Source organism: Gordonia metallireducens, assembly GCF_021245825.1.
GTDB lineage: Bacteria > Actinomycetota > Actinomycetes > Mycobacteriales > Mycobacteriaceae > Gordonia > Gordonia namibiensis.
Genome location: NZ_JAJQJP010000018.1, coordinates 61,846 through 77,494, shown reverse-complemented (window position 1 = coordinate 77,494; position 15,649 = coordinate 61,846). Strand labels below are relative to the sequence as shown.

The window sequence follows — 15,649 nt, the reverse complement described above, 5'->3', positions numbered from 1 at the left end:
CTCAACCGAGATCGGCCGGAGCGGCCAGCGTCCCGCGGATCGCGGTGGCGGCTGCGACGGCCGGCGACACCAGGTGGGTACGTCCGCCCTTGCCCTGCCGCCCTTCGAAATTGCGATTCGACGTCGAGGCGCAACGCTCGCCGGGGGCGAGCTGATCCGGGTTCATTCCCAGGCACATCGAGCAACCGGCCTGACGCCACTCGGCGCCGGCGTTCAGGAAGATCTCCCCGAGACCTTCTTCCTCGGCCTGGGCGCGCACCCGCATCGAGCCGGGCACGATGAGCATCCGCATGCCGTCGGCGAGCTTGCGCCCCTTGAGGACGTCGGCGACCGCGCGCAGATCCTCGATACGGCCGTTGGTGCACGATCCGACGAAGACCGTGTCGACCTTGATGTCACGCAACGGGGTACCGGGCTTCAGATCCATGTACTCCAGAGCCTTGGCGGCGGCGCTCGACGCGACCTCGTCACCGAAATCGGCGGGGTTCGGAACAGTCGATCCCAGCGGGGCACCCTGCCCAGGGTTGGTCCCCCAGGTGACGAACGGGGTCAGCTCACTGGCGTCGATGTGGACCTCGGCGTCGAAAACGGCGTCCTCGTCGGTGCGCAGGCTGTCCCAATAGGCAACAGCCGCATCCCATTCGGCACCCTTCGGGGCGTGCGGACGACCCTTGAGGAACTCGTAGGTGACCTCGTCGGGGGCGATCATGCCGGCGCGGGCGCCGGCCTCGATCGACATGTTGCACACGGTCATCCGGGCTTCCATCGACAGCTTGCGGATCGCCTCGCCGCGGTACTCGAGGACGTATCCCTGCCCGCCGCCGGTGCCGATCTTCGCGATGATCGCCAGGATCAGGTCCTTGGCCGTGACGCCGGGCGGCAGTTCACCGTCGACGTTGATCGCCATCGTCTTGAACGGCCGCAACGAAAGCGTCTGCGTCGCGAGGACGTGCTCGACCTCGCTGGTGCCGATGCCCATGGCGATCGAACCGAAGGCGCCGTGGGTGGCCGTGTGACTGTCACCGCACACCACGGTCATACCGGGCTGCGTCAGACCCAGCTGCGGACCGACGACATGCACGATGCCCTGCTCGGTGTCACCCATCGGGTGCAACCGGACACCGAACTCCTCGCAGTTCTTGCGGAGGGTGTCGACCTGGGTGCGCGACACCGGATCGGCGATCGGCTTGTCGATGTCGATCGTCGGGACGTTGTGGTCCTCGGTGGCGATCGTCAGGTCGAGACGCCGCACGGGGCGTCCCGCCAACCGGAGGCCGTCGAAGGCCTGCGGACTGGTTACCTCGTGCACGAGATGGAGGTCGATGTAGATCAGGTCCGGATTCCTGGTTCCGGACGCATCTGCTTCACCGGGCACGACAACGTGGTCGCGCCAGACCTTCTCGGCGAGAGTAAGCGGCTGGGCTGGGCTGTTGCTCATGGCTGCACTCGATATCTTCTCGGGTTCGGCGGACGGTGCACGCCCATCTCACGATGAAACCGTGCATCTCACTATTTGGACAGCTAGTATCGTCCTATGGGAAAGGATAGCGCATTCGGGGTCAGCAGCGGAATCGGCGTACTCGACAAATCCGTGGCTGTGCTCCATGCCATTGCGGACGCCCCGTGCAACCTCTCGGAGCTGTGCGAGCGCACCGGGCTCCCCCGCGCCACAGCCCACCGCCTGGCGGTCGGCCTCGAGACACACCGATTCCTCGCACGTGACATCACCGGTCGCTGGCAGCCGGGACCAGCACTCGGCGAACTCGCCGCATCCGCCCATGATCCCGTGACCGAGTCGGCCCTGATGGTCCTTCCCCGACTCCGCGACATCACCGGCGAATCCGTTCAGGTCTACCGCCGCGAGGGCGCCGAGCGGGTGTGCGTCGCAGCGATGGAACCGCCCACCGGACTCCGCGACACCGTGCCCGTCGGAACACGCTTCCCGATGAGCGCCGGCTCCGCGGCCAAGGTCCTGCTCGCCTGGGCCGACCCCGCGACGCAGCGCGCCCTCTTGCACGACAGCGTCTTCAGCGAGCGGGCACTGCACGAGATCCGACGCCGCGGCTGGGCCCAGAGTGCCGGCGAACGCGCCGCGGGCGTGGCGAGCGTCTCGGCGCCCGTGCGCGACGGCAACGGCGACGTCGTCGCGGCGATCTCGGTGTCCGGACCCATCGACCGCATGGGCCGACGCCCGGGCGCCCGCTGGGCCGCCGATCTCCTCGCCGCCGCCGACGCGATCCACAAGCGGCTGCAGACCTCCCGCGCTTGAGCCACCGTCACTGCCGATCCCCATCGTGACCGTTCCGTGCGACGGGTCCGTCGGATAGCTTCGTCACATGGGAGTCAACCAACGCAACCAGATCGTCATGTCCGACGCCGAGATCGAGGAATTCGTCGCGCGCAGCCGCACGGCCACCCTCGCCACCACGGGCCCCGACGGCGGTATCCACCTCGTCGCCATGTGGTACGGCGTCATCGACGGCGAGATCTGGTTCGAGACGAAGTCCAAGTCGCAGAAGGCGGTCAACCTTCGCCGCAACAACCGATGCACCGTGATGATCGAGGACGGCGACACCTACGACACATTGCGCGGCGTCTCCTTCGAGGGGACCGCCGAGATCCTCGACGACCCAGACTCATGCCTGAAGGTCGGGATCAGCGTCTGGGAGCGCTACACGGCCCCTTACACCGAGGAATCGCGCCCCTTCGTCGAGCAGATGATGCACAAGCGCGTGGCGGTCCGTCTGGTGCCCTCACGCATCCGCTCGTGGGATCACCGCAAGCTCGGCATCCCGGAGATGCCGGCGTCGGGAAGTACCGCCCAGTACCTGTAACCCGACCGACGAAACCGACAGCTCGCCCGTGTAGCGATCATCACATCGCGACGCGGGCGAGTTCGTCTGCCGCGCAAAGAAAAACACCCTCCCTCTGCTGGACAGAGGGAGGGTGTTCGCGTAGCCCCGACGGGATTCGAACCCGCGCTACCGCCTTGAGAGGGCGGCGTCCTAGGCCGCTAGACGACGGGGCCTTGGAACTTTCCGGCGAACCAGACCTTAACACGGGTCCGGCCGCACTCACCTTGCAGTGAAAAACTCCCCCGTCCTGCGCGAGCAGGAAGAGGGAGCTTCTGTAGCCCCGACGGGATTCGAACCCGCGCTACCGCCTTGAGAGGGCGGCGTCCTAGGCCGCTAGACGACGGGGCCAAAGGAACTTCCAGCGATCGAACCTCACGGATTCGATCTTCTTCAGTTCGCTGGGGTACCAGGACTCGAACCTAGAATGGCGGTACCAGAAACCGCTGTGTTGCCAATTACACCATACCCCATGGACTTCCTTTTCCCTGAGGAAAAGTGCCGAGAAAGACGATAGCAAAGGGTTACCGGAAGTCCATAAACGTGCAGCTCAGAGGGCTATTTAGCGGCGATCTCGCGTGCCGCGGACAGCCGTGCGAGGGTCTTGTCGCGACCCAGGATCTCCATCGACTCGAAGAGCGGCGGACTCACCTGCGAACCGGTGACGGCGACGCGCACCGGACCGAACGCCTTACGCGGCTTGAGCTCCATACCGTCCACCAGAGCCGCGTTGAGGGCGTCCTGCAGCTCCTGGGTGGTCCAGGAGGCCAACGGCTCGATGGCGGCGATCGTGGCGTCCAGAACGGCCACTGCGTCGGCACCCAGGTTCTTGCTCGCGGCCTTCTCGTCGATCGTGAACTCGTCGTCGGAGACGTAGACGAACTTGATGAGGTCCCAGGCGTCGCCGAGGACCTGGATGCGCGTCTGCACGAGTTCGGCGAGTGCGGCGAAACTCACATCGTCGACCGGCTCCGACAGGTGCCCGTGGCCGATCAGGAACTCCTTGAGACGGGCGGTGAAGTCACCGGTTTCGAGCCGGCGGATGTGCTCGGCGTTGATCGCGTCGGCCTTCTTCTGGTCGAAGCGGGCCGGATTCGAATTCACCTGCCGCACATCGAAAGCCGCGATCATCTCGTCGAGCGAGAAGACGTCGGTGTCGTGGGAGTAACCCCACCCGAGGAGGGCGAGGTAGTTCAGCAGGCCCTCCGGGATGAACCCGCGGTCGCGGTGATGGAAGAGGTTCGACTGGGGGTCGCGCTTGGACAGCTTCTTGTTGCCCTCGCCCATCACGAACGGCAGATGGGCGAACTTCGGCACGAAGTCGGCGACGCCGATGCGGATGAGCGCCTCGTACAGCGCGAGCTGCCGCGGCGTCGAGGAGAGCAGGTCCTCACCACGCAGGACGTGGGTGATCTTCATCATGGCGTCGTCGACCGGGTTGACCAACGTGTACAGCGGGTCGCCCGATGCGCGGGTCAGCGCGAAATCGGGAACGGTGCCGGCCTTGATCGTCGTCGTGCCGCGGACGAGGTCATCCCAGGTGAGGTCGGTGTCCGGCATGCGCAGGCGCACAACCGGTTTGCGACCCTCGGCGCGGTAGGCCTCCCGCTGCTCGTCGGTGAGGTCCCGGTCGAAGTTGTCGTAACCGAGCTTGGGATCGCGGCCGGCCGCCTTGTGCCGCGCCTCGACCTCCTCGGGAGTGGAGAAGGCCTCGTAGGCCTCCCCCGCTTCGAGTAGACGTGCCACGACGTCTGCGTGGATCTCACGGCGCTCCGACTGGCGGTAGGGACCGTACGGGCCACCGACCTCAGGGCCCTCGTCCCAGTCCATCCCGAGCCAGCGCAGGGCATCGAGGATAGCCTGGTACGACTCCTCGCTGTCGCGCGACGAGTCGGTGTCCTCGATGCGGAACACGAAGGTCCCACCGTCGTGACGCGCCTGGGCATAGTTGAACAGCGCGGTCCGCACGAGTCCCACATGGGGTGTACCGGTCGGGGACGGACAGAATCGGACTCGTACGGCTTCACTACTGGTCATGACCTTCAGGGTATCGAAACCGCCTCAGGCCCTGACCGGCGCGTTCAGTCCCGGAACCGCCCGCAGAAGTCGACGAGCACGCGGTTCACCTCGGCCGGTTGTTCGAGATAGCCGAAATGCCCGGCACGTTCGATCTGTACGTACTCCGCACCCGGAATCGCCTCGGCCACCTCGCGAGCCAACTTCGGCGGCAGGGTGCGGTCGTCGGCGAACCCGACGACCAGCGTCGGGCGGGTGATGTTGCGGTACGCCGAGAGCCGGTCGGACTCCTTGTTGTGGAGTTCGAGCTGCGCACGCACCCCCGGGGTGATCGTCTGCGGCGAGAAACTGATGATGTCGAGCCAGTCCCGGGCGGAGCGGTCGTCGTCGAGGGTGTGCGGCGACAGGTTGAGATGAGCCGTGATCGCAGCCTCGTACTCCGGCGGCAGCTTGATCTTGTTGTCGTAGAGCGCGCGCTCGCCGGCCGAGATCGCTTCCTGCAGCGGTGTGTTGCGACCATAGGTGGCGATCAGGACGGCGGCCTTGACGACGTCGGGCCGCGCCAGGGCGAGTTCCTGGGTGATCCGGGCGCCCAACGAGGTGCCCACGACGATCGCCGGACCGCGACCCAGATGTTCGATGAGTGCGGCGGTGTCGGCGACCATGTCGTCGAGGCTGAAACCCTCCGCACACTCCGACGACGGGGCGATCCCGCGATTGTCGAAGGTGACGACGGTGTAGCCCGCCTTCACCAGTGCCGGTTCCTGATTGGCCTTCCACACGCGACCGGGACTCCCGGTGCCCATCACCATGACGACGAGCGGGCCGCTCCCGGCCACGCTGTAGGAGATGTCGATTCCGTTGACGCGTGCCGTACTGGGAGCTGTCATGCCTTGTCCACCACCGGGTTGGAGAGCGTGCCGATTCCGTTGACGGTCACCGAGACCCGCTGTCCGGCAACCATGGGTCCCACTCCTTCGGGCGTGCCCGTGAGGATCACGTCACCGGGGAGCAGGGTCATGATCCGCGTGATCCACTCGACGATCTCGCCGATGTCGTGCAGCATCAACGACGTCCGCGTGCGCTGCTTGACCTCTCCGTCGAGCTCGGTGACGAGTTCGACGTCGGACGGATCGAAGGAGGTCTCGATCCAGGGACCGAGCGGGCAGAACGTGTCGTAGCTCTTGCCGCGTGTCCACTGACCGTCGGCCTTCTGGTGATCACGGGCGGTCACGTCGTTGGCGATCGTGTAACCCAGGATGACGTCCTTGGCCTGTGCGGCCTTGACGTCCTTGCAGGGACGGCCGATGACCACGGCCAGTTCGCCTTCGTAGTCGACGCGTTCCGACGACGGCGGGCGCACGATCGGGACCTCGGGACCGATGATCGAGGTGTTGGGCTTGATGAAGATCACCGGATCGGCCGGCGCCTCACCACCCATCTCGGCCGCGTGCGCGGCGTAGTTCTTGCCGATGCAGATCACCTTGCTGGCAAGGATCGGGGCCAGCACACGGACGTCGGCCAGTTTCCAGGAGCGACCGGTGAACGTCGGGGTGCCGAACGGATGCTCGGCGATCTCCTTGGCGACAGCGTCGTCGCCCTCCCCTTCGACGGACACGAAGGCCACTCCGTCGGGACTCGCAATTCGACCTAAGCGCATGTCCAGACCCTATCGCACCCATCGATCCCATCCGTTGGGAGCCGAGTTGGCCAACCATTCCGCCGGTCTTAGAATGTGAACCAATTGTTCCAAACTATGGGATTTGTGAGCGGGGTGAGTTCGGATGGATGACGTGAGCATCATTTCCAGCACCAGGAGGTGGGTCATCCTCGGATGCTCACTGCTCGCCGCACTGACGACCACCTGCGTCGTGAGCGGCGTCGCGTATCTGATACCCGCGCTACACACCAACGCCGGACTGACCCTCACCGCGGCGTCGACGCTCGCCGCCGTCCCCACGATCGGCCTCACGATGGCCACGTTCCTGTGGGGGATCCTGTTGGACCGATACGGCGAACGTCGGATCCTGCTGATCTCCCTGTCGATCTCGCTCGTCGGCGCCACCGGCGCGGCCGTTGCCGCGGCCGCCGATGCGTCGTATGTCCTCGTCGGAGCGGCACTCCTGGTGGGCGGCATCGGATCCGGCGCCGCCAACGGCGCCAGCGGTCGGATCGTGGTGGGCTGGTTCCCCGCCCAGCAGCGCGGCACCGCGATGGGTGTCCGGCAGATGGCGCAACCCCTGGGCATCGGGACCTGCGCGTTGACCATGCCGGTCGTCGCGGACACCCAGGGACCCGCTGTGGCCCTGGCCATCCCGGCCGTGATCACCGCCGTCGGCCTGGTGGCCGTGCTGATCGGCATCACCGACCCACCGCGTCGGGCGACTTCCGTTGGCGCCGAACACGATCCCACGACCGGCCGAAACCCCTACCGGGGCAACTCGTTTCTGGCCCGCGTCCACGTCGTCAGCATGCTGCTCGTCGTACCGCAGTCGATGATGTGGACCTTCGTGCCCACGTGGTTGATCGTGGCCCACGGCTGGTCGCCCGCCGGCGCCGGGATCCTGATCACCGTGACGCAGGTGGTCGGCGCCCTCGGCCGGATCGCCGCGGGCCGATGGTCGGACGCATGGCTCTCCCGGATGGGTCCGATCCGGATCATCGCGGTCGCGGGTGTCGCATCGATGTGCGCTCTCGCCCTGGCGGATTGGTTCGACAGTCCCGTCGCACCCGCTCTGATGGCGGTGGCGAGCGTCATCTCGGTGGCCGACAACGGCCTGGCGTTCACCGCCATCGCCGAGTTCGCCGGGCCCGACTGGAGCGGACGCGGACTCGCGGTGCAGAACACCGGACAGTACCTGGTGACCGCGGCGACGACGCCGGTGTTGGGGGCTCTGATCGCCGCGGTCGGCTTCCCGGCGGCGTTCGCCGTGACCGCACTCGCACCGCTGGTGGCCACTCCCCTGGTCCCGCGCGACGCCCAGCGGCTCGACGAGGAGCCGGTGAAGGCCTGACCGGCCCGGGAATCCACCACATATGGATCAACCCACCACCCGATCGCCGGGTGGTGGGTTGATTCCGTGGTGCGGGTTCGCGGACCTCAGGCGAGGCGTTCGCGGATGCGCTTGCCTACCTCACTGGTGACGACGGGGCCGCTGCGCTCGGCGAGGTCGTCGGCGACGGCCTTCTCGATCCGGGCCGCGGCGTCGTTCTCACCGAGGTGCTGGAGCAGCAGCGCCGTGGACAGGATGGCAGCGGTCGGATCGGCCTTGCCCTGACCGGCGATGTCGGGTGCCGAACCGTGAACCGGTTCGAACATCGACGGGTTCGCGCCGGTGGCATCGATGTTGCCCGACGCCGCGAGTCCGATTCCGCCGCTGACGGCAGCCGCGATGTCGGTGATGATGTCGCCGAACAGGTTGTCGGTGACGACCACGTCGAAGCGGCCGGGGTCGGTGACCAGGTAGATGGTCGCCGCGTCCACATGGCAGTAGTCGGTGGTGACGTCGGGGAATTCGGCGCCGATCTCCTCGACCGCACGGCTCCACAGCTTTCCGGCGAAGCCGAGCACGTTGGTCTTGTGGACCAGTGTGAGCTTCTTACGACGCTGCTGCGCACGCTGGAAAGCGTTGCGCACCACGCGTTCGACGCCGAAGCGGGTGTTGACGCTGACCTCGGTGGCCACCTCGTGCGGGGTGCCCACGCGGATCGAGCCACCGTTACCGGTGTAGGGCCCCTCGGTGCCCTCGCGGACGACGACGAAGTCGATCTCGGGGTCACCGGCCAGCGGCGAGGTGACACCCGGGTACCGGCGCGACGGACGCAGGTTCACGTGGTGATCAAGGGCGAAACGCATGGTGAGCAGCAGGCCGCGTTCGAGGATGCCCGGGGGCACCGACGGATCACCGATGGCGCCCAACAGGATTGCGTCGTGGCGGCGCAGCGACTCGAGGTCGTCCTCGGTGAGGAGCTCACCGTTGCGGTGGTAGCGCCGAGCGCCGAGATCGAACTCGGTGGTGCTCACCGACGGGACGACGGTCTCGAGGACGCCGAGCGCCTCCCCGATGACCTCGGGTCCGATGCCGTCGCCGGCGATGACAGCGAGCTTCACGACAGGTCCACCTGCTCGATCAGGGTGGCGCCCACAGCCGTACCGATGGCCTCGACGACGTCGTCGCCGACCGCGCTGCTCACGCGCAGCATCATGGTCGCGCCGCCGCCCTCGGCATCCTGCGACAGACCGGCGGCGAGGATGTCGACGCCGGCATCGCCGAGCAGGGTGCCGATCTTGCCGAGCGAGCCCGGACGATCGGCGTAGCTGACGATCAGGTTGTGGCCCTCGGCGCGGAGGTCGAAGTTGCGGCCGTTGATGTTGACGATCTTCTCGACGAGACGGGGCTCGGTGAGCGTGCCGGAGACGTTGTGGACCGAGCCGTCGGCGAAGACGGCCTTCACATCGACGACGCTGCGGTGGTTGGGGCTCTCCGGAGCGGTGGTCACCTCGCTGGTGACGCCACGACTCTCGGCGACGGCCGGGGCGTTGACGAAGGTGACCGGCTCGTCGAGGACGGCCGAGAACAGGCCGCGCAGTGCCGACAGTCCGAGGACCTCGACGTTCTTTGCGGCCAGCTCACCGCGGACGTCGACGACAATGGAGGTCGGCGGCTCCTTGCTGATGGCGCCGACGAGGACACCGGCCTTGCGGGCGACCTCGAGCCACGGGGCGACCTCTTCGTCGACCGCGCCGCCGGTGATGTTGACGGCGTCGGGCACGAAGTGACCGGCCAGGGCGAGACGGACGCTCTTGGCGACGTCGGTGCCGGCACGGTCCTGGGCCTCGCTGGTGGAGGCGCCGAGGTGCGGGGTGACGACGACCTGCGGGAGGTCGAACAGCGGCGAGTCGGTGCAGGGCTCGGTCGCGAAGACGTCGAGTCCGGCAGCGCGGACCTGGCCGGAGTTGATGGCGTCGGCCAGTGCCTGCTCGTCGATCAGACCACCGCGGGCGGCGTTGACGATGACGACACCCTTCTTGGTGCGGGCGAGCTGCTCGGCGCCGATGAGACCAAGGGTCTCGGGCGTCTTGGGCAGGTGCACGGTGATGAAGTCGGCGCGCTCGAGGAGCTCGTCGAGGCTGACCAGCTCGATGCCGAGCTGAGCGGCGCGGGCCGGCGAGACGTAGGGGTCGTACGCGATGATGTGGGTCTCGAAGGCGGCCAGACGTGCCGCGACCAGCTGACCGATGCGGCCGAGGCCGACGACGCCGACGGTTTTGTCGAAGATCTCGACACCGTTGAAAGACGAACGCTTCCAGGTCTTCTCGCGCAGGGTGGCGTCGGCGGCCGGGATCTGGCGCGACGCCGACATCAGCAGCGCGATGGCGTGCTCGGCGGCGGTGTGGATGTTGGAGGTCGGCGCGTTGACGACCATGACGCCGCGGGCGGTGGCGGCGGGCACGTCGACGTTGTCGAGACCGACACCGGCGCGCGCGATGATCTTCAGCTTCTTGCCGGCGTCGAGGACCTCGGCGTCGACAGTCGTCGCGGAACGCACGAGGATGGCGTCGGCGTCGACGACGGCCTCGAGCAGCTTGGGACGGTCCGGGCCGTCGACCCAGCGCACCTCGACACCGTCACCGAGTGCTTCCACGGTGGACGGCGCCAGCTTGTCGGCGATGAGTACGACCGGGCGGCCAGCAGAGCTCACAGTCTTTTCTCCAGGTTCGGGGCAGGTGCGATTTCTCACCTTCGGCAGGACGGAGCGTCGTGGACTCTCCGCATCACAGCTTAAAGGTCTGGTAGATGGCTCCGAACAGGCGGTCTACCCCAAAAGAGAAGCCGTGTCCGTGTGGCTGGGTAGAGTGTGACGGGCATTACGGCGCGCTACGGCGAGCATCACGGAAGGGTTGCAAACCGACCGCGGGTCGATCCCACGCCGGAGCGAACGCCGGAGAGTCCCGGTACGGTGTGCTTTGACCGCCTGCCGCGACCTTTCCGGCAGGCGTTTCGGCGCATTGCGAATTAGAAGTGGAGAGCGGATGACGAAGAAGCTGACGGCACTGTTGGCGGTTTTGGCTGCGACGGTGCTCGCCGGCTGGGGAGCGGGTGTCGCGGTTGCGGCCCCGGCGAAGATCTTCCTCGGGGGCGGCTCTGGAATTCTTGTCCTCAAAGGTGGTAACTCCGCTGCAGCCTGCACCCTGACGACGATCGGCCGCTCCAAGACCGGCAAGCTCATCGGCATCACCGCGGGACACTGCGGTAACCCCGGCCAGAAGGTCTACTCGGAGACCTTCCAGGACCGCGGCCAGGCCGGCACCATCACCCACTCGTTCTCCGACCTCGACATGGCGATCATCCAGATGGACGCCTCGAAGGTCGTGCCGCTGCGCACCGTCCGCGGCGTGACGATCCGCTCCGTCGACCCCCGGCCCATCGGCTTCCCCACCATCGCGTGCAAGGAAGGCCGCACCACCGGCAACACCTGTGGCATCGCCTGGTTCTCCGAGGGTGACGTCCACCTGAGCCAGCTGTGCGTCATCGAAGGCGACTCCGGCAGCCCCGTCGTCGTCGGCGACCGCCTCGTCGGCATGGTGAACGCCTACTACTTCCTCGGTTGCTTCGGCCCGGAGACCGGCACCAACATCAAGCCGATCCTCAACCGGGTGGCCTCGATCCCCGAGTACAAGGGATTCACGATCGCCTGATCGAACTTCCCCATGCGACGCCCCGGGTTCACACCCGGGGCGTTGTGCGTTTCCGGGACATTGCCCGCCCAGCCGCAGCTTTCGCTGAAAACCGCCCCTGAGATCGACCCTCCAGGGGTGGACCGGCGACATAGTGCCGCCGGTCCCGCTGTGGAGGGTCTCTTTCAGGGGTGCTTTTCAGGGGCGGTTTTCGGGGCCCCGGAGTCAGCCCGCGGGCGGCCCCCAACCGCTCCGCAAACCCCATCCTTCTCGGCAGATCCGCGCACGGGGTGGGTCTGCCGAAAACGGGTGGGTTTGTGCGTCGACGACGGCGGGCCCGCACCTCCGGAGAGATGCGGGCCCGCTGTCAGTGCATACGCAGGACTACCGACGCCTACCGACCGGTGTCGGCGAACTGGTCAGCGTCGAGCCTCTCCGCGGCACTGCCGTCCACCAGTTCAGTCCGTGACTCGGCGTTCATCCAATAGAAGCGCAGCATCGAGTAGAGCGCCGCTCCGCCCGGCGTATACCAGGGCGCGTCACCCAGCATGTATCGCGGCGAATCAGGCGCGCTCTCTATGACCACTACGTCGCGGGCCGGCCGTGATTCGGTCCGTTCCGCCGTGATTCGAGCGATGTCGACCCACCGGATCTCCGTGTCAGACGCAGTCCGATGGTGCGTCAAGCCCTGGTCGTCGAAGGTGATACTCGGCGGCCCATATTTCCGGCGGGCATACTCGCCATAAACCGCGGCGGCTACGATGACGGCGACCCCGATCGGAAAGAAGACCTTCTGTCCTGGCGTCAGCGACAGGTCGATCACGCCCGACGGGACGAGCACCACGAATCCCACACCGCCGACAGTCGCCAGCGCCAGCGCGACACGAATCAGGCGATCGTAGACACGGTCGTAACGCAAAATGGTCCGCGCGCCAGTGAACTCAACGTTGGGCTCGACCCGTTCGAGAACACGGACTTGGAGTACACCGACTGCAGCGATGATTATCGCCAACGAAAACGCAGCTGCAACGAAGGCAGTCGGCACATCCCGCGCTCGAAACGCACTCACCGCCAGAGCGACCGCAGCCGGCGTCATCAGAGCGACGAATAGGAGTCCGATCACACGGCCACCCCGCCACGCTTCCGGCCTGCGTACATCGGTCACGAAACTCCCCCGACGCAACAGTTTTCGACCCGTGGAGCGTATGTCACGACGTCGGCGCTGGACAAACGACTTCTCCGACCTTCTTGCCGACCCACCCGAAGAGCCAGCTTCCAGCCATGGAGCCTCCTGCGGCACCGGCGACAGCCGCCGGGCCGCCAGGGGCGGACGCGCCTGCGCCAAGAACGCCGCCCGCATACCCGCCGGCGGCGCCGAACGCAGCCGAGAACCCCGCGACGCACTTGTCCTCAGCCACTACAACGTCATAGATTCCAACGCCGATCGCCAGCGCTGGACCACCGTACTTAGCACCCGCCCCGAGCTTCTCGGCGCCTGCCGCCGAGATCCGCGGGATACCGTGACCGTCATCGACATACTTGTCGACTCCACTGAGCACGCCCCCGATGGTCGTCTCGATCGGATGCGAGAAGAACGGGCTGTCCGCCGGTATGTCCCCAGTACGACCGTCCGGCGTAGTCACTCGGCCGGTCTTGTATCCGTCCTCCCATTCCTCCGCATATGCCGTAGTTCCGTCAGCCCAGGTGGTGGAGAATACCTTCGTTCCGGTGAGGTCCTCCCATGAGTGCGAAGTCGAGATCACCTTCCCGCCGCGGTCATAATGCTTGACAGTCGTCTCGAAAAGCTTCATTGACGGCATGGACCCCCGGTACGGATCCCATTCGGTGATGACTTGGCGACTACCGTCCTGCATGTAGAGAATCTTGTGGCGGCCCTGATCATCTTCGAACCTCTCTGTTGCTCGCACCGTCATCGCCATGTCCTCGGCACGCACCATCAGCTGCTGTTGCAGACCCAGAAGGGTGCCCGGGTTCGGCACTTGATCGGTCGGGGCCACTAGCCCCGGAATCGGTACAAACATGTTTGTCGACGGGTTTGTCCAACCGTGCTTGCCCGCGGCGGCCTGGATGGCCTGTGCAACTGAGTTGTCAGCGGCGTCGACTGCCAACATGAGTTGGTTTATGGCGCCCTGCTGTCGATTAGCTTCCCCGGCCAGACGATCGGCCTCCTCGATGGACATTTCAATCGGGTCGATCAAGACGACCCACGCGTCGGTCACCCAGAGTTTGCTCGCGTCCACGGCGTCAGCCTTCGCCAGAAGGTCTGTTCGCGCTTTTCCAAGCGTGTGTGCCCCCTCGGAGAGCGCCAACCCTACTGAGGCAGCAAACGACGCAAGATCTGTCGCCGAGTTGGTCGCGCGCCGGAACGCCGCTGTCCCGGCATCGTGACTCAGCCCTGTCCAGCCTCTCAGTGAGGGCAGACTCTGACACGCCGTGTACACCGACCCGACAGCAGACTCGGTCGTCGCCCCTGCTGTGTCAACTGATTCCCCGCCGCCGGCGAGTGCTGCCGGAGCCCAACCGGTGAGCTGCGGGCGAGTCGGCAGCACGCTAATTCCTCCCGGCCCCGAACTCGAGACTTTCGAACGTTCGAGCTAGCGCCGCGTCCTCGACCTCAAACGTATTGCCCGCGCCTCGAACTGCGTTTCCGACGGAGCTCAGACTGTCGGAAATCGACTCCGCCTGCGACCGAAGCTCCAAAGCAACGAGTCGTGCAGCCCACTGCGTCGCCGAACCGTCGACACAATCCGCAGCGAGTCGCGCCTGTCTCCGAGATCAGCTGCCACAAGAGCCGAAGCAGCGTCGTCGGCTTGGTTGGCAAGCGATTGGAGCACCCCAGAATCTACCCGCATCACACCCCCATTGATGTTCGCAGGTGACGGTAGCAGTCCCCTGCAACATCACGTCACAGGCCATTCACAGCCGGTCCCGGTCGACCGTGGCCTAAAAGCCGATCGGCCCCCGGGAAATCCCGGGGGCCGATCGTAAGAAATGCTTAGACTCAGGCGGTTTCGGTGATCGGACGATCAACCCAGCTCATCAGGTCGCGCAGCTTCTTGCCGGTGACCTCGATCGGGTGCTCGGCGTTCTGCTTGCGCAGGCCCTCGAGCTCCTTGTTGCCGCCCTCGACGTTGGCGACGAGGCGCTTGACGAAGGTGCCGTCCTGGATGTCCTTCAGGATGGCGCGCATGCGCTCCTTGGTGTCGGCGTCGATGACGCGCGGGCCCGAGATGTAGCCACCGAACTCGGCGGTGTCGGAGACCGAGTAGTTCATGCGGGCGATGCCACCCTCGTACATGAGGTCGACGATGAGTTTGAGCTCGTGCAGCACCTCGAAGTAGGCCATCTCCGGTGCGTAACCGGCCTCGACCATGACCTCGAAGCCGGCCTTGACCAGTTCCTCGGTGCCACCGCAGAGCACAGCCTGCTCACCGAAGAGGTCGGTCTCGGTCTCTTCCTTGAAGGTGGTCTTGATGATTCCCGCGCGGCCACCGCCGATGGCGCTGGCGTAGCTGAGAGCGAGAGCCTGGCCCTCACCCTTCGGATCCTGGGCGACCGCGATGAGCGCGGGCACACCCTTGCCGTCGACGAACTGACGACGAACGAGGTGGCCGGGGCCCTTCGGCGCGACCATGGCGACGGTGACGTTCTCCGGAGCCTTGATCAGACCGAAGTGGATGTTCAGGCCGTGACCGAAGAACAGCGCGTCGCCGTCCTTGAGGTTCGGCTCGATGTCCTCGGTGAAGATCTGTGCCTGCGAGGTGTCGGGTGCGAGGACCATGATGACGTCGGCCCAGGCCGCGGCCTCGGAAGCGGTCAGCACCTTGAGGCCCTGCTCCTCGGCCTTGGCCTTGGACTTGGAACCCTCACGCAGGCCGATGACGACGTCGACGCCCGAGTCGCGCAGCGACAGCGAATGCGCATGGCCCTGGCTGCCATAGCCGATCACCGCGACCTTGCGACCCTGGATGATCGACAGATCCGCGTCGTCGTCGTAGAACAGTTCGATGGCCACTTTGTTTCCCTTCGATTTGTGGCGCCCCTCGCGATTCTCTCTCTCGCCGAGGGACATATAAATTCT

Annotated in this window: 13 protein-coding genes and 3 tRNA genes; 4 read left to right on the top strand and 12 right to left on the bottom strand. The window is 66.2% G+C overall.

All coding sequences use genetic code 11. The features are described 5' to 3' along the window. Position 1 precedes the first annotated feature (1 nt). Positions 2-1,438, bottom strand: a complete 1,437-nt coding sequence (gene leuC, locus LQD00_RS06315; protein WP_232716147.1) for a 3-isopropylmalate dehydratase large subunit — start codon at positions 1,436-1,438, stop codon at positions 2-4. Positions 1,439-1,534: 96 nt separating this feature from the next. Between leuC and LQD00_RS06310 the strand changes: the two genes are divergently transcribed. Then, positions 1,535-2,269, top strand: a complete 735-nt coding sequence (locus LQD00_RS06310) for an IclR family transcriptional regulator (protein WP_119032782.1) — start codon at positions 1,535-1,537, stop codon at positions 2,267-2,269. A 67-nt stretch (positions 2,270-2,336) separates the two neighbouring features. After that, positions 2,337-2,834, top strand: coding sequence for a PPOX class F420-dependent oxidoreductase (locus LQD00_RS06305; protein WP_119032783.1), 498 nt, complete (start codon positions 2,337-2,339; stop codon positions 2,832-2,834). Positions 2,835-2,955: 121 nt separating this feature from the next. Here the strand turns inward: LQD00_RS06305 and LQD00_RS06300 are convergent. The 6 genes from LQD00_RS06300 to LQD00_RS06275 all read right to left on the bottom strand — a co-directional run bounded on the left by LQD00_RS06300 (position 2,956) and on the right by LQD00_RS06275 (position 6,528). Continuing rightward, positions 2,956-3,028, bottom strand: a tRNA-Glu gene (locus LQD00_RS06300). Positions 3,029-3,130: 102 nt separating this feature from the next. Beyond that, positions 3,131-3,203, bottom strand: a tRNA-Glu gene (locus LQD00_RS06295). 50 nt (positions 3,204-3,253) lie between these two features. Continuing rightward, positions 3,254-3,325, bottom strand: a tRNA-Gln gene (locus LQD00_RS06290). Between the two features lie 85 nt (positions 3,326-3,410). Further along, a complete protein-coding gene (gene gltX, locus LQD00_RS06285; protein WP_232716146.1) occupies positions 3,411-4,889 on the bottom strand; it encodes a glutamate--tRNA ligase in 1,479 nt (492 codons plus the stop codon). 44 nt (positions 4,890-4,933) lie between these two features. Continuing rightward, entirely contained in the window at positions 4,934-5,758 is an 825-nt protein-coding gene (locus LQD00_RS06280) for an alpha/beta fold hydrolase (protein WP_119032785.1), read from the bottom strand. Continuing rightward, positions 5,755-6,528, bottom strand: coding sequence for a fumarylacetoacetate hydrolase family protein (locus LQD00_RS06275; protein ID WP_119032786.1), 774 nt, complete (start codon positions 6,526-6,528; stop codon positions 5,755-5,757). Before LQD00_RS06275 ends, LQD00_RS06280 begins: the two co-directional genes overlap by 4 nt. A gap of 124 nt (positions 6,529-6,652) precedes the next feature. Here LQD00_RS06275 and LQD00_RS06270 point away from each other — a divergent pair, with 124 nt between their 5' ends. Next, positions 6,653-7,882, top strand: coding sequence for an MFS transporter (locus LQD00_RS06270; RefSeq protein ID WP_232716145.1), 1,230 nt, complete (start codon positions 6,653-6,655; stop codon positions 7,880-7,882). Positions 7,883-7,968: 86 nt separating this feature from the next. Here the strand turns inward: LQD00_RS06270 and LQD00_RS06265 are convergent, their stop codons facing one another. Beyond that, positions 7,969-8,979, bottom strand: coding sequence for a 3-isopropylmalate dehydrogenase (locus tag LQD00_RS06265; protein WP_232716144.1), 1,011 nt, complete (start codon positions 8,977-8,979; stop codon positions 7,969-7,971). Continuing rightward, the gene (gene serA / locus LQD00_RS06260; RefSeq protein ID WP_232716143.1) at positions 8,976-10,571 is read right to left on the bottom strand and encodes a phosphoglycerate dehydrogenase; all 1,596 of its coding nucleotides are present in this window, start codon (positions 10,569-10,571) and stop codon (positions 8,976-8,978) included. Before serA ends, LQD00_RS06265 begins: the two co-directional genes overlap by 4 nt. Before the next feature lie 331 nt (positions 10,572-10,902). Here serA and LQD00_RS06255 point away from each other — a divergent pair, with 331 nt between their 5' ends. After that, on the top strand, positions 10,903-11,568 hold the full coding sequence (locus tag LQD00_RS06255) for a S1 family peptidase (RefSeq protein ID WP_006865709.1): 666 nt from the start codon (positions 10,903-10,905) through the stop codon (positions 11,566-11,568). 373 nt (positions 11,569-11,941) lie between these two features. On the opposite strand, the gene LQD00_RS06250 is transcribed toward LQD00_RS06255, so the two are convergent. The 3 genes from LQD00_RS06250 to ilvC all read right to left on the bottom strand — a co-directional run bounded on the left by LQD00_RS06250 (position 11,942) and on the right by ilvC (position 15,583). Then, complete coding sequence (locus LQD00_RS06250) at positions 11,942-12,712, bottom strand: hypothetical protein (RefSeq protein ID WP_232716142.1); 771 nt, start codon at positions 12,710-12,712, stop codon at positions 11,942-11,944. A 43-nt stretch (positions 12,713-12,755) separates the two neighbouring features. Continuing rightward, positions 12,756-13,808: a hypothetical protein gene (locus tag LQD00_RS06245; protein WP_232716141.1), complete on the bottom strand. Its 1,053-nt coding sequence runs from the start codon at positions 13,806-13,808 to the stop codon at positions 12,756-12,758. A gap of 761 nt (positions 13,809-14,569) precedes the next feature. Beyond that, positions 14,570-15,583, bottom strand: coding sequence for a ketol-acid reductoisomerase (ilvC, locus tag LQD00_RS06240; protein WP_039880683.1), 1,014 nt, complete (start codon positions 15,581-15,583; stop codon positions 14,570-14,572). Positions 15,584-15,649 lie beyond the last annotated feature (66 nt).